We start from the raw sequence: 21,474 nt of genomic DNA, 5'->3' as shown, positions 1-21,474 counted from the left end.
AAAATGCACAACGGGTTAATTTATACTCTTTTTCATTGATTGTTGATTTAGGCAAATTTTCTAAATTAATCCAGTTTTCATTATTTTTTTCAGAGAATTTTCTTACTATATCAGTGTATTCTTTACAATTTTTTTGAAATCTATAAAAAATAGCTTCTTCTTCAGCTTGAATTTCTTCTTTTGAAAAATCTTTAAAATATTCAACTAAACTAACATCTTGATTAATTAAATCAACTCTTTCTAAATCATTAAGATTTTTATTTTTTGTAAGGATATTACAAAGATTGTTAATTAGCAAATCTCTCTTATCATCTATATTTTGAGAAAAAGATATTGAACAAATTAATAATAGAATATAAGTTAAGTAATATTTCATCTTTGGTTTTTATAAAATTAATAAAAAATATGAGATAAGTAATTTTTTAAAATTAGATGACTTTAACAGAAAATTAAAAGAAATCAATTTTATATTCGATAGTTTTAGTATATTTTAGTAGAAATATTAATATCATAAGTAAACTACATAAAAGAATAAGATGAAAAAGGGTATATTTTTGATGTCAGTTTTGGGTGTTCTTTTCTTTGTTCAGTCATGCGAAACGAAGAAAGAAAATGCTGACTCAACAACTAAAGAAGTTGTAAAACAAGATACAGTGCAAGTTGCTGCAGAGCCTGTTGGAAATCCTACAGATGTTAAAGCTGACCCAGGAACTTTCCAAATTAAACCTTTGAAATATGGTTACGATGAATTGAACGAATACATTGATGCAAAAACAATGGAAGTTCATTTCTCTAAGCATTATTTAGGATACATCAACAAATTGAATACAGCGCTAAAAGAAGCAAATATCAAATCGAATGATATTGTAGATATTTTGAAAAAAATGGATATGAATAATGCTGCTTTGCGCAACAATGCTGGTGGATATTACAATCACATGCTATATTTCGATATTATGTCTCCAACGCCACAGAAAGCGCCTACAGGAGATCTTAAAGCGAAGATTGATGCAACATTTGGTTCTACAGAAGAATTGATGAAACAATTGGACGAAGCAGGTTCTAAACGTTTTGGTTCTGGTTGGGCTTGGTTAGTTGTGAAAGAAGACGGAAGTTTGGCAGTTACAAGTACAGCAAATCAAGATAATCCATTGATGCCAGGAGCAGAGGTTTCAGGAACGCCAATTTTAGGAATTGATGTTTGGGAACATGCTTACTATTTAAAATACCAAAACAAACGCGATGATTATTTGAAAGCGTTTAACAATGTTTTGGATTGGAAACAAGTTGAAGATAATTACAAGAAAGCGAAATAGACTTTCGAGTAACGACATAAAAAAAGCTTCTCAAATTTTTGAGAAGCTTTTTTGTTTTATATGAATAATTTTAATTCTTAATCAACGATTGTGTTTCTGTTGTTCCATCTTCATTAAAAACGCGAACAATGTATTTTCCTTTTTTCAAACTTTGTACATTAAAGTTTGCTTTTTGGCTTCCATCTAATTTTTTATTCATCACTTCATTTCCAATAATCGAGTATATAGACACCGAACTTGCTTTCGATGGATTATCAAATTTTATTGTAAACGTAGAACTCGCAGGATTTGGATAAATGCTAACAGAGCCTTTGTCCTGATCAAATCTCGACTGAGCTGATGCAGATGTTATGGTGAATAAAAATATAGTTATAAATAGTATAAAGTGTTTCATATGCTTGTAATCCTAACAAATATAAAAATAAATAATTATAAAACAAACATTTCAAAATATATACCAAACAAAAAAGTGATGCTAAATTTTAGCATCACTTTAAGATATATAATAAAAATTATAAACTTATTATAAGCTGTAACGGATAAATCCAGTTACTTTCAAGTCAGTGTTAACAGCTTTAACGACATCTTGAACAGAAGTTTTTCCGTCTTTGATTGACGCTTGGTGAACTAATGTATTCTCTTTGAAGAATTTTTGTAATTTACCTTGAGCGATGTTTTCAATCATGTTTTCTGGTTTACCTTCTGCAACTAAAGTTTCTCTAGCGATAGATAATTCAGTGTCAATTACAGATTGAGCAACAGAAGTTTCATCTAATGCTACTGGGTTCATAGCAGCAACTTGCATAGCAACGTCACGAGCTACTTCAGAAGCACCTTCTACGTTAGCAGATAAAGAAACTACAGCACCAATTTTGTTACCAGCGTGGATGTAAGAATTAACGATAGCACCTTCGATAGCTTGGAAAGTACCAATTTCGATTTTTTCTCCAATAACACCTGTTTGCTCAGTTAATTTTTCACCAACTGTAATTCCTGCGAATGGTAAAGCTAATAATTCTTCTTTAGATTTAACTGTTAAAGCTAAATCAGCGATTTCGTTAGCCATAGCAACGAAAGCTTCATTTTTAGCAACGAAGTCAGTCTCACAGTTCAAAGCGATAACGATACCTTTAGTTTGGTCAGCGTTAACTTTAGCGATAACTGCACCTTCTGTAGAATCACGGTCAGCTCTTTTAGCAGCTACTTTTTGTCCTTGTTTACGTAAAACTTCTACAGCTTTATCAAAATCTCCACCAGCTTCTTCTAAAGCTTTTTTAGAGTCCATCATTCCCGCACCAGTTGCGTTTCTTAATTTACTTACCTCAGCGGCTGTTGCTTTGTAGCTCATAGTAATATTTTTATTTTGTTTCTTAATATTTTAAATAAAAGTAGCTCGTACACCACAAAGTGGTGTAGGAGCTACAAGGTATATTATATCGATGAATTGATCATCAAGTTAATGTTAAGCTTCTTTTGTTTCAGCTCCTTCTTCTTTACCTTCTTTTGCTTTTTCTTTTTCTGCTTTACGTGTAGATAAACCAGCTTTGATAGAATCAGCTACTGTAGATAAGATGATATCGATAGATTTAGAAGCATCATCATTTGCAGGGATTGGGAAATCTACTTGACGAGGGTCAGTATTTGTATCAACCATTGCAAAGATTGGAATACCCAATTTTTGAGCTTCTGCTACAGCTATGTGCTCACGTACGATATCTACAACAAATACTGCAGATGGTAAACGTGTCATATCAGCGATAGAACCTAAGTTTTTCTCTAAAGATGCTCTTTGACGATCAACTTGTAATCTTTCTTTTTTAGATAGTGTTTCAAACGTACCGTCTTTTTTCATACGATCGATTGAATTCATTTTTTTAACTGCTTTACGGATAGTAACAAAGTTAGTTAACATCCCACCAGGCCAACGTTCTGTAATATAAGGCATGTTGATTTCTTCAGCATGCTTAGCTACAACATCTTTTGCTTGTTTTTTAGTTGCAACAAAAAGAACTTTACGTCCAGATGCAGCAATTTTTCCTAAAGCTTCAGATGCTTCATCTAATTTCACTGCAGTTTTGTGAAGATCGATGATGTGGATTCCGTTTTTCTCCATAAAAATATAAGGAGCCATAGCCGGATTCCATTTTCTTGTTAAGTGACCAAAGTGCACACCAGCACCTAATAAGTCCTTTACATTTACTTTTGCCATTTTCTTTTTTTTAGTTTACGTTCCGTTATCTCAACAAGCAACAAACAAGTGGTCGAAGAATTCTAGCCTTATTTGTTTAGATGCTAAACCAACGGAAAATGGATTTTTTAATGAATTGAATAAATTAACGTTTAGAGAATTGGAATTTCTTACGCGCTTTCTTTTGACCGAATTTTTTACGTTCAACCATACGTGGGTCACGTGTTAATAACCCTTCTGGTTTTAATTGTAAACGAAAATCTGCGTCAACTTCACATAAAGCTCTAGAAATAGCTAAACGAATTGCTTCAGCTTGACCAGTGATTCCACCACCAAATACTTTGATATCTACATTGTATTTCTCTTTTGTACCAGTGATTAAAAATGGTTGTTCTACTTTGTATTGTAATACTGCTGTAGGGAAGTAGATTGCTAACTCGCGCCCGTTAATGAAGATTTCTCCATTACCTTCTTGTAAGTATACACGAGCAACAGATGTTTTTCTACGTCCGATTTTATGAACTATTGCCATGGAATTAGATTATAAATATTCGTTAATATCGATTTGTTTTGGTTGTTGAGCTTCGTGATTGTGCTCAGTACCAACAAATACATGTAAATTAGTCAATAATTTACTACCTAATTTATTTTTAGGTAACATTCCTTTTACTGACTTTTCGATTAAGCGTACAGGATCTTTTGCAAAAACTTCTTTCGCAGTTAATGATCTTTGTCCACCTGGGTAACCTGTGTGACGGATGTATAATTTGTCATCCCATTTGTTACCTGTTAATTGAATTTTGTCAGCGTTTAAAACAATTACATAATCTCCACAATCTGCATGAGGAGTGAAGTTTGTTTTGTGCTTACCTCTGATAAGCTTCGCAACACCTGACGCTAAACGACCTAATGATAAGTCAGAAGCGTCCACAACTACCCATTCTTTCTGAGCAGTTTCTTTGTTGGCTGATGAAGTTTTGTAACTTAACGTGTCCACTATCTTGATTTTTAATATTTTATAAATTACCGACAATCCGATCGGGGTGCAAATGTACAAAATGATTCTGTTTTCCCAAAAGATTTTAGGAATTATTCGTCATTTTGATGGATTTGTACCATTTAGATGGTTGTCAAAACGTTTGCAAAATTACGTTAATTAATTGAATATCCAATATTTTTTTCGAATTAGACGTTCTATTTAATCGATTGATTGTATGAAAAAGAATTCGTTTTATTGTTTAATCAATTAAGTATGACGCTAAACAAAATTTAAAAACCGTGCAATTCAAAATTTAAATTGCACGGTTTTTTTTATTGTAAGATATCTTATTTTAACCTCTTGAGAAAGGTAAAATAGTTTGAGTTGTAGAACCTAAACCTTCAATTCCATATTCGATAACATCTCCTGGTTTTAGCCAAACTTGAGGTGTTTTTCCCATTCCTGATCCTGCTGGAGAACCTGTAGAAATAATATCTCCAGGTAAGAAAGACATAAATTGAGATAGGTAAGAAATTAATTTAGGAATGCGGTAAATAAAATCACTTGTATTACCATCTTGCATTAATTCTCCGTTTAATTTTAACCAAACACGTAAATTATTTACATCCTCGATTTCGTCTTTTGTTGCAATAAAAGGTCCAACAGGTGCAAATGTATCACATCCTTTTCCTTTGTCCCAAGTTCCTCCACGTTCTGTTTGGAAAGCACGCTCAGAAATATCATTAATTAAGGCATAACCATATACGTGATTCATTGCCTCTTCTTCCGTTACATTATTTGCTTTTTCACCAATAATAATACACAGTTCTGTTTCCCAGTCCATTTTTGTTGAACCATTTGGTTGCATAATTCCGTCTTCTGGTCCGTTAAACGATTGATTCGCCTTGATAAACATAATCGGTTCTGCTTGTTGTTGTAAACCTGTTTCTTTTACGTGATCATCAAAGTTAAGACCTACACAAACAATTTTTCCTGGGCGAGTTAAAGGTGTACCAATACGTACATCATCTTCAACTAATGGCAAGCTGTTAATGTTAAGCTCGATATATTTTTGTAAAGTTTCTTGTTTTTCTGTATTTCCAAAAAAATCATCATCATAAATAATTCCTGATGCTGAAACATCGAATTTTTTCTCATCGATGATTACACCTGATTTCTCCTGACCTTTTGGTCCGAATCTAAAAATTTTCATCTTCTTTATATTTTTTCCGCCACAAATATACGACGTATTGTTTTTTGATTAAATAAATAAAAAAAGACATCTGTCATTTACAGATGTCTCATAGAGATAAAAAATAATTATATTTATCTAAAATTATTTAGCAATTCCTCTCGAAATTACAATTTTTTGAATTTCTGATGTTCCTTCGTAAATCTGAGTAATTTTTGCATCACGCATCATACGCTCTACATGATACTCGCGAACATAACCATTTCCTCCATGAATTTGAACGGCTTCCGAAGCAACTTCGTTCGCTGTTTTAGAAGCAAATAGTTTTGCCATTGCACCAGAAATAGAAATGTCTTTTCCTTCATCTTTCTCAACAGCAGCTTTGAAACATAACATACGAGCAGCTGTAATATTAGTTGCCATATCTGCTAATTTGAATGCAACAGCTTGATGATTGATGATTTCAGTTTTGAATGCTTTACGAATTTTTGCATAATCTAATGCTAATTCATAAGCACCTTGAGCAATACCTAATGCTTGAGAAGCAATACCGATACGTCCTCCGTTTAAGACATTCATTGCGAAAGCAAATCCAAATCCATCTTCACCGATACGGTTTTCTTTTGGCACTTTTACATCATTAAAGAATAATGAATGTGTGTCAGAACCACGGATTCCCATTTTTTGCTCTTTTGGTCCAATTTCGAAACCTGACCATCCTTTTTCTACGATGAAAGCATTAATTCCTTTGTGACCTTTTTCTGGATCAGTTTGAGCGATTACTAAATAAGTAGAAGCTGTTCCACCATTTGTAATCCAGTTTTTTGTACCATTTAATAAATAGTGATCTCCCATATCTACCGCAGTAGTTTTTTGAGAAGTAGCATCAGAACCAGCATCTGGCTCAGATAAACAAAAAGCTCCGATTACTTGACCAGAAGCTAATGGTACTAGATATTTTTGTTTTTGATCTTCGTTACAATATTTTTCCATACCAGCACAAACCAAAGAGTTGTTAACTGACATGACAACAGCAGCAGAAGCATCAACTTTAGCGATTTCTTCCATTGCAATGACATAAGAAACGCTATCTAAACCAGATCCTCCGTATTTTGGATCAACCATCATACCTAAGAATCCAAGTTCTCCCATTTTTTTTACTGCATCAGTTGGGAAAGTAGATGTTTCGTCGCGTTCGATAACTCCTGGTAATAATTCGGCTTTAGCGAAATCACGAGCAGCTTCTTGAATCATTAATTGTTCTTCCGATAATTGAAAATTCATGTGATTATATTATTTATGGTTTTTATTATTTATAATTTTTTATTCAAATTTTAGAGAAAAAACGAAGGCTCTTGTTGAGATTGAGTTTAAACTTCCTGTCCAATAAGGTTTCGTATCAGGTTTGTCTGGAACAATTTCATTGTTAAAGAAGAACATACCTTTTAGAGCTGGTGTAAGTTTAAAACGTTTGAAATAGATTTCAACTCCAATTTCTGCTTGCCAGTTAAAGTTATTCGTTGTTGTTCTGAATACTCCAGTTGCATTATCATCTTCTTTCTTTTCGTTGGATTGCAGATTCATTAAATATCCCAAACCTCCTTGTATATAAGGACGTGTGTTGTACCAACGATCTCCATGAAAATTAAGTAATAAAGGTATTTCGACATAAGTAGATTTAACTTCACGTTTTATGTTTGTATCTTCTGGGTCGTAGAAGCCATTAATAGGATCAGATAAAATATAATTTGTAAAATACAATGTTCTTTGGGCAAAATGCAACCCAGGTTCAGATTTTACGTCTATGTAATCATTTATACGCATTTTTGCGATTAATCCAACAGAAAAACCTGCTTTACTTTCTTGGTCCAAATACACTAAGCCGTGTTCATTTACTCCGTCATCTTCTGAACTATCAGGAGTTCCTGGTAAAGGATTCTTTTGCGCTTTTGGAACAATCTTGTAATTCATCATATTTGTACCCAAAAAATATCCGAAACTAAATTTTTTTTGATCAGTTTCAGTTCGGTTTTCACTTCTGTCATTGTTTGGGCGAAACTGCGCATTTGCAATACTTGCAGCAGTTAACGATAATGCGATGATTAGATTTTTTCTCATAGACTTTCAACGAATAACAAGCAATTTTATTTTATACTTTTATAAATGCTTGCAATACCAAATGTAAGTTTTTTATCAATAGGTTGTGTGAATTTTACACTTTTCAGAATGTTTTTCATTTCTTCTCCATATGGAAAAGCACGAACTGAATCTGGTAAATAGGTATAAGCACTTTGATCTTTCGAAACCATTTTACCAATTGCAGGTAAAATATTTTTAGAATAAAAAGTATACAACTGTTTCATTGGAAAAGCTGTAGGATAAGAAAATTCTAAAATAACAAAAGTTCCTCCAGGTCTTAAAACACGATTAATTTCTGCTAAACCTTTTTCTAAGTTTTCAAAATTACGAACACCAAAAGAAACGGTTACACAGTCAAAAGTGTTATCAGGAAAAGGTAAATTTTCAGAATCTCCTTGTACCATGTCGATACGTTCTTCCAAACCTGCTTCTTTTACTTTTTTGCGACCAACTTCCAACATTCCGTTAGATAAGTCTAATCCAGTAATTTTTGCACCGGTATTTTTACCCATCATAATCGCTAAATCTCCTGTTCCAGTCGCGATATCTAAAATCGTTTTTGGTTGAGAAGCTTTTACCATTTTGATGACATCTTTTCGCCATTGAATGTCGATTCCCATTGATAAAACACGGTTTAATAAATCGTATTTTGGCGAAATATTATCGAACATTTGCTCGACTTGTTTCTTTTTATTTAGATCTGATGCTTCGTAAGGAGTTACTGCATCGTGTTGATGATTTGCCATTTTGTAAAGTTATAAAATCTAAATCTTATTCGTAATTCTCGAAATAAAATTGTTTAAAATCTTCTTTGTTAAATATTTTCGATAAATCAGTTGCTTTTTCGCTACCTGCACTTTTGATAAACATCTTAGGATAATCCTGATCGATGTTGTAGTAAAAGTTTTCGATGTATAATTGAGAAGATTTTTCGATAATTCCGTGATAAACCTTGTTATCTATTGCAATATTGTTTGATAAAAAGATAGAATCTTTGTTTTTTCTAACACCATAAGGTCGTGTAAATGTATAATATTCTTGATGAGTAGGGTTTATAAAACCATTTGCTCTTGTAATATCTACAACTGTATCTACATTTTTGTTATTAAAACTATAAACGATATGTGCTTTTCCTTTTTTCAGGTCTACTCTTGCATTTTGTTGCGGTGCAATTGTAAAATCTTTATCGTTAATTTTGATTGTCAAGGTTTTGTTTGATGGATTGTCAATCACATACCCATCTTTTTTGCTCAAAAAAGTGTTATAAACAACAACGATCAAAGCAGCTAATCCACAGACGATTAAAAGACCAATTAATGAAGGATTTTTTTTCATGCTGCTAAATTAATTATACTTTATTAATTTCGGCATGAGTTATTACATATTTTTCATGACTATTTTAATGAAATGTGTAACTTTGTCGCTATTATTTTTTTATTAAAATTGAACAATATTAATATGATAAACTCTGTAATTACAGGTTCTGGACACTATTTACCAAATAGAATTGTTACGAACGAAGATTTTGTTAACCACGAATTTTATGACGAAAGTGGAAATCGTTTGGATAAAACTGGTGAAGAAATTACGCGTAAATTTGAGGAAATTACAGAAATCAGAGAAAGAAGATATGTAGAAGATGATTTATTAAATTCTGATATCGCAACTTTTGCTGCTAAAAAAGCAATTGAAGAATCTGGCGTTAATCCAGAAGAATTAGATTATATAATCGTTGGGCACAATTTTGGAGATATTGATCCTGTTGGTCATCAAATTGATATTATGCCGTCAATTTCGGCAAAAGTAAAACACAATTTAGGAATCAAAAACCTAAAATGTAAACCTTATGATATGACATTTGGTTGTCCAGGTTGGATAGAATCATTGATTTTAGGACATCAATTTATTCAAGCAAATATTGCAAAGAAAGTTTTGGTAATCGGTTCTGATACGTTATCTCGTGCTGTAGATCCGCATGATCGTTCTGCGATGATTTTTGCAGATGGAGCAGGAGCAGTTGTTTTGGAAGCGAAAGAAGCTGATTATAAATATGGAATCATCAATCACGAAACGTTAAGTTATACAGGTGATGAATTGGCTTACTTGACAAATGGACGTTCTGCAAATCCAGATTATAAAGGTTCAATCAAAACAATTAATATGAAAGGTCGTAAAGTTTACGAATTCGTATTAAAAAATGTTCCACCAGCAATTAAAGAATTGTTAGATGAAACAAATTTATCAATTACCGATATTGATAAAATTTTATTGCACCAAGCAAATGCAAAAATGGATCATGCGATGATAGAGCGTTTATACAAATTATATGGTGTAGCTGTACCAGAAAAAATTGATCCAATGACGGTTCAATTCTTAGGAAATACATCTGTAGCAACGGTTCCTACAATGTTTGATTTAATAAAAAAAGGAGAATTAGCTCCTCATCAATTTCACGCAAATGATATAATTATTTTAGCTTCTGTTGGAGCTACAATGAATGTTAATGCAGTGATTTATCAATTCGAAAAATAAAAATAAAAAACACATATACTATTGTGAATACATTCGGAAGACTATTTAAAATTTCGACTTTTGGTGAAAGTCATGGTGTAGCGATTGGAGGTGTAATTGATGGCGTTCCAAGTGGAATCGAATTAGATTTCGATTGGATACAAGCGCAATTAGATCGTCGTAAACCAGGGCAATCTGCAATTGTGACACAACGAAAAGAACCAGATACGGTACAATTTCTTTCAGGTATTTTTGAAGGAAAAACAACAGGTGCTTCTATCGGGTTTATTATTCCGAATGATAATCAAAAATCTCACGATTACGATCATATAAAAGGCGTTTTTCGTCCTTCTCATGCCGATTTTACATACGAAACCAAATATGGTGTTCGCGATCATAGAGGTGGAGGAAGAACTTCTGCGCGCGAAACTGCTAATTGGGTTGTTGGTGGTGCTGTTGCAAAACATGTGATTCCAAATATCAATATTACAGCTTATGTAAGCGGAGTAGGTGAGTTGAAGTTGGATAATGATTATTCTACATTAGATTTTTCTAAAATTGAAGAAACGGCAGTTCGTTGTCCAGATCTAGAAATGGCAGAAAAAATGATTAATCGTATCAAAGAAATTCGCAAAGAAGGTGATACAATTGGTGGTGAAGTTACCTGCGTTATTCAAAATGTGCCAGTAGGTTTAGGTGAACCAATTTTTGATAAATTGCATGCTCGTTTAGGGCAAGCAATGATGTCGATAAACGCGGTGAAAGGTTTTGAATACGGCGAAGGTTTTGATTCAACATCAATGAAAGGTTCAGAAATGAATGATCAATTCAACCAAGATGGAACAACAAAAACCAATTTTTCTGGAGGAATACAAGGTGGAGTTTCAAATGGGATGGATATTTATTTCAAAGTTGCTTTCAAGCCAGTTGCGACATTAATGCAAGAACAAACGACGTTGAATGCTGATGGCGAAATGGTCGAAATGCATGGAAAAGGTCGTCATGATCCTTGTGTTGTTCCAAGAGCCGTTCCTATTGTAGAAAGTTTAGTTGCGATGGTTTTGGCTGATATGTTGCTGATACAACGAACAAGAAATATATAAATAACAAAAAACTCCAACTGTAAAAGTTGGAGTTTTTTGTTTTGCTTAACGCTTTTAACCAAAATCCTTCATTTCTTTTCTGTATGTTTCTCCAATTGGTAAAATTTTCTGATTGAGATAAACAGAATTACCATCTATTGAAGTTAAAAAATCAAGATTGATGATATACGAACGATGAATTCTTTTGAAATGATTTGGTAATTTTTCTTCGAAAGATTTCATAGTTTCTAAGACTAATATTTTTTCAGTTTTGGTATGAATTCGAATATAATCTTTCAAACCTTCAATGTAAATTAAGTCCGAAAAATTAATTTTTACTTGCTTTCCATCTGCTTTTACAAACAAATAAGTCGATAGATTTTTAGTTGATGTCGTTTGAAAAAAATCAACATACTTTTTTACTGAGGAATCAAAACGATCTTTCGTAATAGGTTTCAATAAATAATCAAACACATGAAAATTAAAACTTTCTAAAGCATAATCTTGATAAGAAGTTGTAACGATAAATTTCTGAGAATGATCAAGGATTTTCATGAATTGAATTCCTGTTAATTCAGGCATTTGAATATCTGTGAAAATAAGATCAACTTTATTATTTTTGAGAAAATCAATTGCCTCAAAAACTTCGGTTGTAGCAAGTGAAACAATTAAATTTTCATTTTCAGAAGCGTGTTTTTTTAATAATTCAACAGCCAAAGGTTCATCGTCTAAAATAATATACTTAATTTTCGTCATTTAATGGAATTTTTAAGTAAATATGAAAGGTTTCATAATCGTTTTTAATCTCGAAAGTATAATTATTTCCGAAATAATAATTCAATCTTTTTTTCAAATTCGTTAATCCAATTCCTGAAGTTTCATCTTTTTGATGTTGATTAATTTTATTTGAAACGGAAATCTCAAGGTATTCAGAATTAGTTTTTAAATTGATTTTAATTGGATGATTAATGTCTTTTACAACACCATGTTTTATTGCATTTTCGATTAAAGGCGAAATAATATATGGATGAATTAATTTTTAGAATTCTCAATCAAAAATTCTTTTTCGACATAAAATTTTTCTCCATAACGAATCTGCTCCAAATCTAAATATTGATTGATGTAATCAATTTCTCGTTCAATTTCTATTTTATCTTTATTGGTTTCGTAGGTTGTAAAACGCATAATTGCACTCAAATTTTCGATTGCTTTTAACGAATGAGGAGAATTTACACTCACCAAACTATAAATATTATTGAGTGTATTAAACAAAAAATGAGGATTTATTTGAGATTTCAGAAAATTGATTTCAGCTTCTTTTTTCTCTTTCTCGATAATGTTATTTTGTTTTAGTGTATGGATTGAATGAAATGTCATCCATAAAAAAGTGACGAAAAAACGATAAAAGAACCATAATGTAAATTGTCGTAAATGTAAAAACTAATCGTTATTCCTTCAAAATAATTGACTTTGTGAAACAAAAAATCTGTAATAATTTGCTCAATAAAATAACGAACAATAATAAATGTTGTAAAGGAACATTTTATAGAGAATAATATCGATTTCCAATTGATATTTTTTAGAAAATAAGGAGCAATAAAAAAATAGATAATAAAAATTGTAATTAACTGAACAATATACATTATTGATGCAAATAAGTTAATTGATTCAAAAAATGAATTTCCGTTAGTTAGATTAACTAAGCCAATTGTTATATAATCAAACAGAATGTAAATAAGCCAGAACCCCAAAAGTATAAGTACACTTTTTTGTTTCGAGAAACTTAAATTTTTTTTATCACTCTCCATTGTTTTTGTTTTTTGTAAAATTAGATTCTTTTCTACATAAACGGTTTACGATTCGTCGATTAATGAAGTGGATTGGTCGATAAATTAAAAATAGTTTTTCTGTAATACTTGAGATTTGTGTAATAAAATTTAATGTTATGAAGAAAATTTTAATTGTATACCTATTATTATTTATAGGAATTGGAAATCTATTTGCTCAAGAAAATTTTAAAGATCCTGATTTAATTTTACAAAATAGAAAAAAAATTCCAAAAGTAATGTTAGTTGGCAGTTGGCATTTTAATTATCCTGGATTGGATGCACACAAAGTAGAGGATAAAGATAAAATAAATATCTATTCAGAAAAAAGACAGAAAGAATTATCAGAGTTAATTAATTATATATCAAAATTTAAACCAACTAAAATTGTTGTAGAATCTGGAAGAAATACAGGGTATTTGATTAATAATTATAAAAAATTTAAAAAAGGTGAGCAAGAGCTTTATGCAAATGAAAGGAGTCAGCTTGGAATGAGATTGGCTGATAAATTTAAATTAGACACGATTTATGGTGTTGATGCTTATCCTTTGATTTTAGAATTAATAGAAAAGAGAGATTCTCTAGCTCCAAAAGATTATATCTATTCGATTTTAGAAAGACATTATTTTGGAGGACATGATGAAATGTCAAAAAAATACACGACTTTTTATGAATATCAAACAAAATTAACTACCGAAAATACTCTTTTAGAATCATTTAAATATATAAATACAGATAAAGTAATTGATAGAATGTTTGGAGCTTATATTGCTGGAGGTCAATTTGAGTCAGAGAATTTTGAAGGACCAGATGCTCTTTCTATGTTTTGGATGAATAGAAATTTAAGAATTTATAAAAATATTAAATCAATTGGGATTAAAGATGATGACAGAGTTTTAGTAATTTTTGGACTTGGACATATTCCTATTTTAAAATGGTTTTTTCAAACTTCACCAGAATTTGAATTAGTAAAATTTAACTCACTATAAGCACAAAAAAAACCTCGCAAACTGCGAGGTTTTTTTTATATATAGTTGAATAATAATTATTCTTCTGTAGATGGAGTTTCTTCTGTAACAACTTCTTCAGATACTTCCTCTTTTTTCGCTTTCTTGTCGTTAGCGTAAATTGGGTTATCATAGTTGAAGAAAGAACCTTCTTCTTTAGTAGCATTAGCTGCTTTTTGAGCATCTAATTTAGCTAATTCTGCTCTAGTTTTAGCAGCTTCTTCAGCAGCTTTGATAGATGCAGCATCTGGTACAATTTCAAATCCGAAATCTACTTCAACATCTCTGTGGAAACGAACTTTAGCTTCGTATTTTCCTAAACGTTTGATAGTGTTTCCAGGGATTCTAATGTTTTTCTTCTCGATTTCAACACCAGCTTTTACTAAAGCTTCTGCTAAATCTGCATTGTTGATAGATCCAAATAATTTGTCTCCAGAACCAACTTTAGCGTCGATTTTAACAACTAAACCATCTAATTTAGCTGCTTTTTCTTTTGCTGCAGCGATTAATGTAGCTTCTTCTGCTTTACGAGCTTCTAAAACTTCGTTTAATGCTTTTACGTTATTTGGAGTTGCAACTGATGCTAATCCACGAGGGATTAAGAAGTTACGTGCGTATCCAGGTTTTACTGAAACAACTTCAAATTCAAAACCTAAACCTTCTACATCTTGTCTTAAAATTACGTTCATGATATTTTAATATTTAGGTTATTATTTTAATTGATCACCAATAAATGGCATTAATGCTAAGTGACGAGCTCTTTTGATCGCTTTAGAAACTTTTCTTTGGTATTTTAAAGATGTTCCTGTGTAACGACGAGGTAAAATTTTACCTTGCTCATTCACGAATTGAATTAAGAAATCAGCGTCTTTATAGTCAACGTATTTGATTCCAAATTTTTTGAAACGACAATATTTTGAGTTTGATTGTGTTTCGATATCTAAAGGAGATAAATAACGGATTTCTGATTCGCTACCTCCAGCTGCTTTTTTTGCTAAATCGTCAATTGCCATAGCTTTGCTTATTTGTTAGAGTTAGACTTTAATTTTGTTCTACGTTTTTCTGCCCAGTCCATACCGTGTTTGTCTAATTTCACAGTTAAGAAACGGATTACACGCTCATCACGTTTGTAAGCAACTTCTAATTGAGAAACTAACTCGTTATTGTCTGATTTAAATTCTACTAAGTGGTAGAATCCATTTCTTTTGTTTTGAATTGGGTAAGCTAATTTTTTTAAGCCCCAGTTCTCTTTTGCTACGATTTCACCACCGTTAGCAGTAACAAAGTCATTGAATTTATTAACTGCTTCCTCTACCTGAGAATCAGATAGAACGGGAGTCAAAATGAAAACAGTTTCGTAATGTGTCATTTTTAACTTCTTTTAAGTTATTATTTATACTAAAATTCGAGGTGCAAATATAAGAATAATTATTTGAATATCGCAAATGAATAATTATTGATTTTTTATAGATAGCTTATTTGTTGAATATTATCGTTTTATCATATTGACGTTAAAAAAATATTGACTTTTTTTAAAAAAAATTTGCAGTTTAAAAAAAGTAGCTTACATTTGTCAACATAAAAGGCTAATGGCTTTTTCATAGGTTTAGGTTGGTTAAGGTTAAAACCCTCGTTTCTGCGAGGGTTTTCCTTTTTTTTCTAAAAACATCTTCTTAAATTTGGTCATAATATTTAATGTAAAATTTTATGACAACAAAATACAATCCTATTCCAAGCGAATTATTCGTAAAGAACAGAGCGAAATTTGTAAAAGCAATGAAACCTCGTTCTCTTGCTATTTTCAATTCTAACGATATTTATCCAATTTCTTCAGATTCTACGTTACCATTTGCACAACATCGTGATATTTTTTATTTATCTGGAGTAGATCAAGAAGAATCTATCTTATTAATTTTTCCTGATGCTTACGATCCAAAATACAAAGAAGTATTATTTGTTCGCGAAACAAACGATCATATTGCAGTTTGGGAAGGAGAAAAATTATCAAAAGCTCAAGCAACAGAAGTTTCTGGAATCAAAACTGTACTTTGGTTACAAGATTTACCAAATGTTTTGCGCAAATTGATGGTAGAAGCAGATAATGTTTATGTGAACAAAAACGAACATTATCGTGTAACGGAAGCGCCACAAGTAGAAACGCGCGAAGATCGTTTTGTAAAACAATTGAAAGCAGATTATCCTGGACATAGTTATTTACGTTCAAATCCTATTTTGCAACGTTTACGTTCTGTAAAAGAACCAGAAGAAATTCAATTGATTCAACAGGCGTGTGATATTACAGAAAAAGGTTTTCGTCGTATTTTAAATTTCGTAAAACCTGGCGTTTGGGAATTCGAAATCGAAGCTGAGTTTGTTCACGAATTTCTTCGTAATCGTTCGAAAGGTTTTGCATACACGCCAATTATTGCGTCTGGAAATAATGCGAATGTGTTACACTATATTCAAAATAATCAAGAATGTAAAGATGGTGATTTGATTTTGTTTGATGTTGCTGCAGAATATGCAAATTATTCATCAGATATGTCACGTACAATTCCGGTTAATGGAAAATATACAAAACGTCAACGCGAAGTTTATGATGCAGTTTTACGTTGTAAAAAAGAAGCAGAAACGATGTTAGTTCCTGGAAATAATTGGTACAAATACCACGAAGAATTAGGGAAAGTTTATACGTCTGAATTGTTAGGTTTAGGTTTGTTGGATAAAGCAGATGTACAAAACGAAGATCCAGCTTGGCCAGCTTACAAAAAATACATGATGCATGGAACGTCTCATCATATGGGATTAGATACACATGATTATGGTTTATTGACTGATGATTTTGTGGCTGGAATGGTTTTCACAAACGAGCCAGGATTCTATATTCCTGCAGAAGGTTTTGGAATTCGTTTGGAAGATGATTATGTAATTCAGAAAGAAGGAAAACCTTTCAACTTGATGCAAAATATTCCGTTAGAAGCAGAAGAAATCGAAGATTTAATGAATAAATAATCTTTCATTATATTAAATGATAACAAAAATGGAACTCAATATTGAGTTCCATTTTTTATTTTAAAGAATATTCTTAATCATTTTCTGGCGCATCGTGGCTTGGAATGTCATCTAAATCTAACATTTCTTTTGCAAGAGCAATCATACGTGGCGTTCCAGTATGTTTATTTTTTTCATCAGAAAGTTTTACAACGCCTGTCCATTTTATATCTATCGAAGAAATTTCGGTCAATTTCATCACGATATTCATAGGTTTTAAATCAGTGTCGTTTGTTAAGTTGGTTCCAATTCCAAATGATAATCCAATTCTTCCTTTGAAAGCTTTTGTAATCATTTCCACTTTTTCTGAATTTAATCCATCCGAGAAAATAATCGTTTTGAATAAAGGATTGATTCCCATTTTTTCGTAATGAGCAATTGTTTTTTCTCCAAACTCAATCGGATCTCCAGAATCATGACGAACGCCATCAAATAATTTAGATAATTTTTTATCAAATTGTCCAAAGAAAACATCCGACGTATAAGTATCAGTCAAAGCAATTCCTAAATCGCCATAATAAACTTTTACCCAACGATCTAAACTGATTGAATTCGCGATTTTGAATCCGTAACGTGCACCATGAAACATAAACCATTCGTGAGCGTGTGTTCCAATTGGTTTAACACCATATTTATGCGCAAAGTGAACATTCGAAGTTCCAACAAAGCTTTTTCCTTTATGGTTTGTTAATTCTTTCATTACCACATCATGAACTTCGTAACTGTGACGACGACGGGTACCAAATTCCGCAACTGTAACGCCAAGACGATTGTATAAATCGACTTTATCGCTTGTACGTTTTGTGATTTCTTCGTTAGAAATGCGTTGCGCATTTGTTAATTTATAGAAAATTTCACTAATCAAACACAAGATTGGAACTTCCCATAAAATAGTACGATACCAATATCCTTCTACGTGAACTTCTACATCAGTACCGTTTTGAGTGATTTTTACTTCATTTGGATCATAACGATAACCTTGCAAAAAATCTAAATAAGCAGGACTTAAATAAGGACAATTCGTTGTAAAAAAGTCTTTTTCATCTTTGGTTAAAGCAAGCGAAGCCATTGCATTGATTTCTTTTTGCAATTCTTCAGCAAAACCTTCAGGAAATTGATGTTCACCACGGTTAATGAATTTATAGCGCGCCATTACATCTGGATACAATTTTGTAACGCCAAATTGCATGGTGAATTTATAGAAATCGTTATCGATAATAGATTTTATTATACTCATTTTTTAGGTTTAAACTCTAATACATTTTGAAATTTAAAGATAAAAAAAAACCATCAATACAGATGGTTTTTGTAAGATTATCTTGTTTTGAAGATAATTATTTTGTTGTTCTTTTTTCGATTTTAGGTAACTCAATAGTGAAAATGTAACTTACATCTCTATAAGCACTAAATTGATCAGAAATTCCTACACCAGAAGAATATACTTTATTTCTTCCGTAAGCTAAACGAGAAGGTAAAATAATTACACCTTGAAAGTTATACAAGTCAGTTGTAGCACGTTCAGTTGTTTTGAAATGTTTTAATCCTTCTACAAAATTCTTTAACTCTAAATATTCTCTTTTTACCCCATTTTTAATTTCAGTTGCCGTTGGAATAAAATAATAAAAACTAGGGTCTTGTATAGCTGATCCATCTCCAGAATTTGTAGTTCCACCAGTCGAAACTGAACCATATTTTCTTTTATAATCTGTACTATTAGTCGCTACAAATGTTCCAATATCATAAGAGATATAAATAGATGTACTGTCATTAGAAACAATAGTTTCTCCTGTTCCTTTATGATTTGGATTTTCGGCATACCAAATTCCTAAGTTATCTTGTTTTGCTAAACTTTTTAACGTTGGATAGGCATCATCATCGTTTCCTTTGATGGTATCAAATTTTGTAAGTCTTCCATTTTTTGGATTGAAATAATAATCTTCCATATATTGTTGAATCGCTTCATCATCTAATGCATTACGTTCTTCAACTGGAATTTTAGTTTCTTTACTTACACCGTTATCATCATCATTATTACATCCTACTAAAACAGCAGAACATGCAATTAAAGTAACGAAGAATTTCTTTATCATGTTATTTCGATTTATATTGCGAATTTAGAAAAAATATTAGTTTAACCTAACAAATATTCAGTTTTAAATGAGATTAGATAAATTTCTTTGGAGTGTTAGATATTATAAAACGAGATCTTTAGCGGCTGATGCGGTTAAAAAAAATCGTGTAAAAGTAAATGGAGATGTAGCAAAAGCTTCGCGAGATATAATTCCAGGTGATGCGATTGAGGTGAGAAAAGATCAAATAAATTTATCTTTTAAAGTATTGCAAGTGCCAAATAATAGAATTGGAGCTAAATTGTTAACCTTACATATTGTGGATACAACGCCAAAAGAAGAATATGAAGTGTTAGAGCTTCGTAAACTTTCGCAAGATTATTATCGTGAAAGAGGTGAAGGTCGACCAACGAAAAAAGATCGTCGAGAATTGGATGATTATTTAGAAGAAGGAGGAGAAGATACTGAAGGTATCATTATAAAAGGAGAAGATTTGGATTAATTCCAAATCTTCTCCTTTTTAAGATGTTTCATAATTTCGTCCAAAATCTCTAATGTACTTTGGGTTGAAATACTGATTGTATATTTTGCCTTTTCATAATATTGATTGCGTTCAAATAAATGTTTCGCAATAAATTCCATCATTTCTTCATCAGAAAGATGAGCAATTAAAGGTCGAGTCTCTTTTTTATTTTCCAATCGTTTCACCAATTGTGGTAATTGTACACGCATGAAAAATGAAATTGAATTGTTGGCAATCTCATTCATATTATCGTAATAAACAGGAGTTCCACCGCCTAAAGAAAGCACAATGTTTGTTGAAGTCAGAACTTCTTTTAAGGCTTCCCGTTCTTTTTTACGAAAACCTAATTCGCCTTCTTTTTCAAAAATCTCACTAATTTTTGTTTGATATTTATTTTCGATAAAATCATCAAGATCGATAAATTCGAAACCCAATGCTTTGGCTAAATCTTTTCCGGTAGTCGATTTTCCGCTACCCATATATCCTACTAAAGAAATAATCATGATTAGTCTACTGGTAAGTCTTCTGAATAAAAAATAGTTAATCTCGCATATCCATCAAACGTATCAATTTGATATGAATACGTATTCTCCAAACGTCTTGCATCATAACGTTCAACATTATAAGTTACTTGATAATCTTCGTTAGTAACGATTGAATTTGAATGATGGTATTTAGATTTTGGCGCATCTTTTTTGATTTCTGCTCTATATTGATTCAAGAATTTAATAGGAAAAGAATATGTTAATTTATAAACAATCTCTTGCGAAACCTGTATTGCTGTTATTTTATTCAAAAACATCGTTCCTTGATTATTGTTTTTAATCTTCAAAGAATCTAAACGATCTGAATTTTGAATGTATAAATTTTTTCCAAGTTTAGAAACCTTGAAACAACGATCATTCAATTTTTGATGAATAATCTGTGGTTGATCTTTTATTAATTCCTTTAATTCTTTCAATGCAAAATTAGACAAGTGTGCATCTTTTGTTTCCTGATTACAATTGTTTGCATATTCAGAATCGGGTACGTCTGCCTCTGGATTATCAGATTTTTTACACGACACTATCGAAAACAAAGCAATAATAATATATAGTATATTCTTCTTCATTCTAAAATTTCAATCTTTAAATAGCGTTCCGAAAATAATTTCGGTTCACATAGATTTAGATTTGCTGGATGACAAATATAGTATATAAATCATTTATCAAATATATAAAATGATGTTTCTATGGCTTATTTTTTCAGTTTTCTTATCCGAAATTCTATCTTTCAAAAAAAAAACTAAAAATTTATCTAAATTTAAGTTCTTAAAACCGAAATGATTAATTAATAAATTGTAAAAAACTTCACAAAACGTTTGTTAAATTAGTATTAAACGCCCTATATTTGCACTCGATTTAAGAAACCGACCTGGTAGCTCAGTTGGTAGAGCACAACACTTTTAATGTTGGGGTCCTGGGTTCGAGCCCCAGCCAGGTCACTTAGTCAAAACGTTCTTTTTTATATAAAAAAATAAAAACGTCTTTCGTTTTGTAAACTCAGATATAATCGTATATTTGCAGTCCGAAAAAACGGAGACCTGGTAGCT

General features: G+C 31.5%; 26 protein-coding genes, 1 tRNA gene and 1 pseudogene. 7 read left to right on the top strand and 21 right to left on the bottom strand.

Going from position 1 to position 21,474, the window contains the following annotated elements; genetic code table 11:
• Positions 1-376: hypothetical protein (locus tag B4G36_RS05620; protein WP_291062615.1), on the bottom strand; the 376-nt coding region annotated here is incomplete at its 3' end.
• A 160-nt stretch (positions 377-536) separates the two neighbouring features.
• Here B4G36_RS05620 and B4G36_RS05615 point away from each other — a divergent pair.
• Entirely contained in the window at positions 537-1,316 is a 780-nt protein-coding gene (locus tag B4G36_RS05615; RefSeq protein WP_291062613.1) for a superoxide dismutase, read from the top strand.
• A 70-nt stretch (positions 1,317-1,386) separates the two neighbouring features.
• On the opposite strand, the gene B4G36_RS05610 is transcribed toward B4G36_RS05615, so the two are convergent.
• The 10 genes from B4G36_RS05610 to B4G36_RS05565 all read right to left on the bottom strand — a co-directional run bounded on the left by B4G36_RS05610 (position 1,387) and on the right by B4G36_RS05565 (position 9,149).
• Positions 1,387-1,710 (bottom strand): T9SS type A sorting domain-containing protein, encoded by a 324-nt coding sequence (locus tag B4G36_RS05610; RefSeq protein ID WP_115001418.1) that lies wholly within the window; start codon positions 1,708-1,710, stop codon positions 1,387-1,389.
• 129 nt (positions 1,711-1,839) lie between these two features.
• The gene (gene tsf, locus B4G36_RS05605; protein ID WP_291062611.1) at positions 1,840-2,664 is read right to left on the bottom strand and encodes a translation elongation factor Ts; all 825 of its coding nucleotides are present in this window, start codon (positions 2,662-2,664) and stop codon (positions 1,840-1,842) included.
• 114 nt (positions 2,665-2,778) lie between these two features.
• A complete protein-coding gene (rpsB, locus tag B4G36_RS05600) occupies positions 2,779-3,525 on the bottom strand; it encodes a 30S ribosomal protein S2 (protein WP_291062609.1) in 747 nt (248 codons plus the stop codon).
• Between the two features lie 124 nt (positions 3,526-3,649).
• Positions 3,650-4,036: a 30S ribosomal protein S9 gene (rpsI, locus tag B4G36_RS05595; RefSeq protein WP_038334481.1), complete on the bottom strand. Its 387-nt coding sequence runs from the start codon at positions 4,034-4,036 to the stop codon at positions 3,650-3,652.
• Between the two features lie 9 nt (positions 4,037-4,045).
• Positions 4,046-4,501, bottom strand: a complete 456-nt coding sequence (rplM, locus tag B4G36_RS05590; RefSeq protein WP_038334665.1) for a 50S ribosomal protein L13 — start codon at positions 4,499-4,501, stop codon at positions 4,046-4,048.
• A gap of 334 nt (positions 4,502-4,835) precedes the next feature.
• Positions 4,836-5,696, bottom strand: coding sequence for a fumarylacetoacetate hydrolase family protein (locus B4G36_RS05585; protein WP_125348772.1), 861 nt, complete (start codon positions 5,694-5,696; stop codon positions 4,836-4,838).
• 123 nt (positions 5,697-5,819) lie between these two features.
• Positions 5,820-6,959 carry an acyl-CoA dehydrogenase family protein gene (locus B4G36_RS05580; protein WP_125348773.1) on the bottom strand — a complete coding sequence of 380 codons (1,140 nt, stop codon included), beginning with the start codon at positions 6,957-6,959 and terminating at the stop codon, positions 5,820-5,822.
• Positions 6,960-6,998: 39 nt separating this feature from the next.
• Positions 6,999-7,793: a porin family protein gene (locus B4G36_RS05575; protein ID WP_291062606.1), complete on the bottom strand. Its 795-nt coding sequence runs from the start codon at positions 7,791-7,793 to the stop codon at positions 6,999-7,001.
• 26 nt (positions 7,794-7,819) lie between these two features.
• Entirely contained in the window at positions 7,820-8,560 is a 741-nt protein-coding gene (ubiE, locus tag B4G36_RS05570; RefSeq protein ID WP_291062604.1) for a bifunctional demethylmenaquinone methyltransferase/2-methoxy-6-polyprenyl-1,4-benzoquinol methylase UbiE, read from the bottom strand.
• Between the two features lie 25 nt (positions 8,561-8,585).
• Positions 8,586-9,149, bottom strand: coding sequence for a hypothetical protein (locus tag B4G36_RS05565; RefSeq protein WP_291062602.1), 564 nt, complete (start codon positions 9,147-9,149; stop codon positions 8,586-8,588).
• A gap of 123 nt (positions 9,150-9,272) precedes the next feature.
• On the opposite strand from B4G36_RS05565, the gene B4G36_RS05560 reads away from it, so the two are divergent.
• Both B4G36_RS05560 and aroC read left to right on the top strand, forming a co-directional pair.
• Positions 9,273-10,346: a 3-oxoacyl-ACP synthase III family protein gene (locus B4G36_RS05560; RefSeq protein WP_286494659.1), complete on the top strand. Its 1,074-nt coding sequence runs from the start codon at positions 9,273-9,275 to the stop codon at positions 10,344-10,346.
• A 23-nt stretch (positions 10,347-10,369) separates the two neighbouring features.
• Complete coding sequence (gene aroC / locus B4G36_RS05555; protein WP_291062600.1) at positions 10,370-11,428, top strand: chorismate synthase; 1,059 nt, start codon at positions 10,370-10,372, stop codon at positions 11,426-11,428.
• Between the two features lie 54 nt (positions 11,429-11,482).
• On the opposite strand, the gene B4G36_RS05550 is transcribed toward aroC, so the two are convergent.
• From B4G36_RS05550 to B4G36_RS05545, 3 genes are read right to left on the bottom strand one after another with little or no spacing between them, the layout of a single operon-like run.
• On the bottom strand, positions 11,483-12,163 hold the full coding sequence (locus B4G36_RS05550; RefSeq protein ID WP_291062598.1) for a LytR/AlgR family response regulator transcription factor: 681 nt from the start codon (positions 12,161-12,163) through the stop codon (positions 11,483-11,485).
• On the bottom strand, positions 12,150-12,425 hold the full coding sequence (locus B4G36_RS13995) for a GHKL domain-containing protein (protein ID WP_409410941.1): 276 nt from the start codon (positions 12,423-12,425) through the stop codon (positions 12,150-12,152). The genes B4G36_RS05550 and B4G36_RS13995 overlap by 14 nt, the downstream gene beginning before the upstream one ends.
• A 14-nt stretch (positions 12,426-12,439) precedes the next feature.
• On the bottom strand, positions 12,440-12,784 hold the full coding sequence (locus B4G36_RS05545; protein ID WP_291062596.1) for a histidine kinase: 345 nt from the start codon (positions 12,782-12,784) through the stop codon (positions 12,440-12,442).
• A 568-nt stretch (positions 12,785-13,352) separates the two neighbouring features.
• Here B4G36_RS05545 and B4G36_RS05540 point away from each other — a divergent pair.
• Positions 13,353-14,222, top strand: a complete 870-nt coding sequence (locus tag B4G36_RS05540) for a DUF5694 domain-containing protein (protein WP_291062594.1) — start codon at positions 13,353-13,355, stop codon at positions 14,220-14,222.
• A 209-nt stretch (positions 14,223-14,431) separates the two neighbouring features.
• On the opposite strand, the pseudogene rplI reads toward B4G36_RS05540, so the two are convergent.
• The 3 genes and pseudogenes from rplI to rpsF form a co-directional block, all read right to left on the bottom strand.
• A pseudogene (rplI, locus tag B4G36_RS05535) lies at positions 14,432-14,929 on the bottom strand (50S ribosomal protein L9); the annotation flags it as partial.
• 21 nt (positions 14,930-14,950) lie between these two features.
• A complete protein-coding gene (gene rpsR, locus B4G36_RS05530; RefSeq protein ID WP_019976570.1) occupies positions 14,951-15,253 on the bottom strand; it encodes a 30S ribosomal protein S18 in 303 nt (100 codons plus the stop codon).
• A gap of 8 nt (positions 15,254-15,261) precedes the next feature.
• The gene (gene rpsF, locus B4G36_RS05525) at positions 15,262-15,609 is read right to left on the bottom strand and encodes a 30S ribosomal protein S6 (protein WP_038334492.1); all 348 of its coding nucleotides are present in this window, start codon (positions 15,607-15,609) and stop codon (positions 15,262-15,264) included.
• A 338-nt stretch (positions 15,610-15,947) separates the two neighbouring features.
• On the opposite strand from rpsF, the gene B4G36_RS05520 reads away from it, so the two are divergent.
• Positions 15,948-17,252: an aminopeptidase P family protein gene (locus tag B4G36_RS05520; RefSeq protein WP_038334493.1), complete on the top strand. Its 1,305-nt coding sequence runs from the start codon at positions 15,948-15,950 to the stop codon at positions 17,250-17,252.
• A 73-nt stretch (positions 17,253-17,325) separates the two neighbouring features.
• Here the strand turns inward: B4G36_RS05520 and pncB are convergent, their stop codons facing one another.
• Complete coding sequence (pncB, locus tag B4G36_RS05515) at positions 17,326-18,528, bottom strand: nicotinate phosphoribosyltransferase (protein ID WP_291062592.1); 1,203 nt, start codon at positions 18,526-18,528, stop codon at positions 17,326-17,328.
• Positions 18,529-18,625: 97 nt separating this feature from the next.
• Positions 18,626-19,381 (bottom strand): hypothetical protein, encoded by a 756-nt coding sequence (locus B4G36_RS05510; protein ID WP_291062590.1) that lies wholly within the window; start codon positions 19,379-19,381, stop codon positions 18,626-18,628.
• Between the two features lie 67 nt (positions 19,382-19,448).
• Here B4G36_RS05510 and B4G36_RS05505 point away from each other — a divergent pair, with 67 nt between their 5' ends.
• A complete protein-coding gene (locus tag B4G36_RS05505) occupies positions 19,449-19,862 on the top strand; it encodes an RNA-binding S4 domain-containing protein (RefSeq protein ID WP_291062588.1) in 414 nt (137 codons plus the stop codon).
• Here B4G36_RS05505 and B4G36_RS05500 read toward each other — a convergent pair.
• Both B4G36_RS05500 and B4G36_RS05495 read right to left on the bottom strand, forming a co-directional pair.
• Positions 19,859-20,386 carry a shikimate kinase gene (locus B4G36_RS05500; protein ID WP_291062587.1) on the bottom strand — a complete coding sequence of 176 codons (528 nt, stop codon included), beginning with the start codon at positions 20,384-20,386 and terminating at the stop codon, positions 19,859-19,861. The two genes, B4G36_RS05505 and B4G36_RS05500, sit on opposite strands and share 4 nt — an antisense overlap.
• A gap of 2 nt (positions 20,387-20,388) precedes the next feature.
• A complete protein-coding gene (locus tag B4G36_RS05495; protein ID WP_115001390.1) occupies positions 20,389-20,994 on the bottom strand; it encodes a hypothetical protein in 606 nt (201 codons plus the stop codon).
• 299 nt (positions 20,995-21,293) lie between these two features.
• Between B4G36_RS05495 and B4G36_RS05490 the strand changes: the two genes are divergently transcribed.
• A tRNA-Lys gene (locus tag B4G36_RS05490) sits at positions 21,294-21,366 on the top strand.
• The last annotated feature ends 108 nt before the right edge of the window (positions 21,367-21,474 follow it).

The sequence above is a fragment of the Empedobacter sp. UBA3239 genome (assembly GCF_002362875.1).
Taxonomy (GTDB): Bacteria; Bacteroidota; Bacteroidia; order Flavobacteriales; family Weeksellaceae; genus Empedobacter; species Empedobacter falsenii_B.
This window is presented reverse-complemented; position numbering and strand designations above follow the sequence as displayed.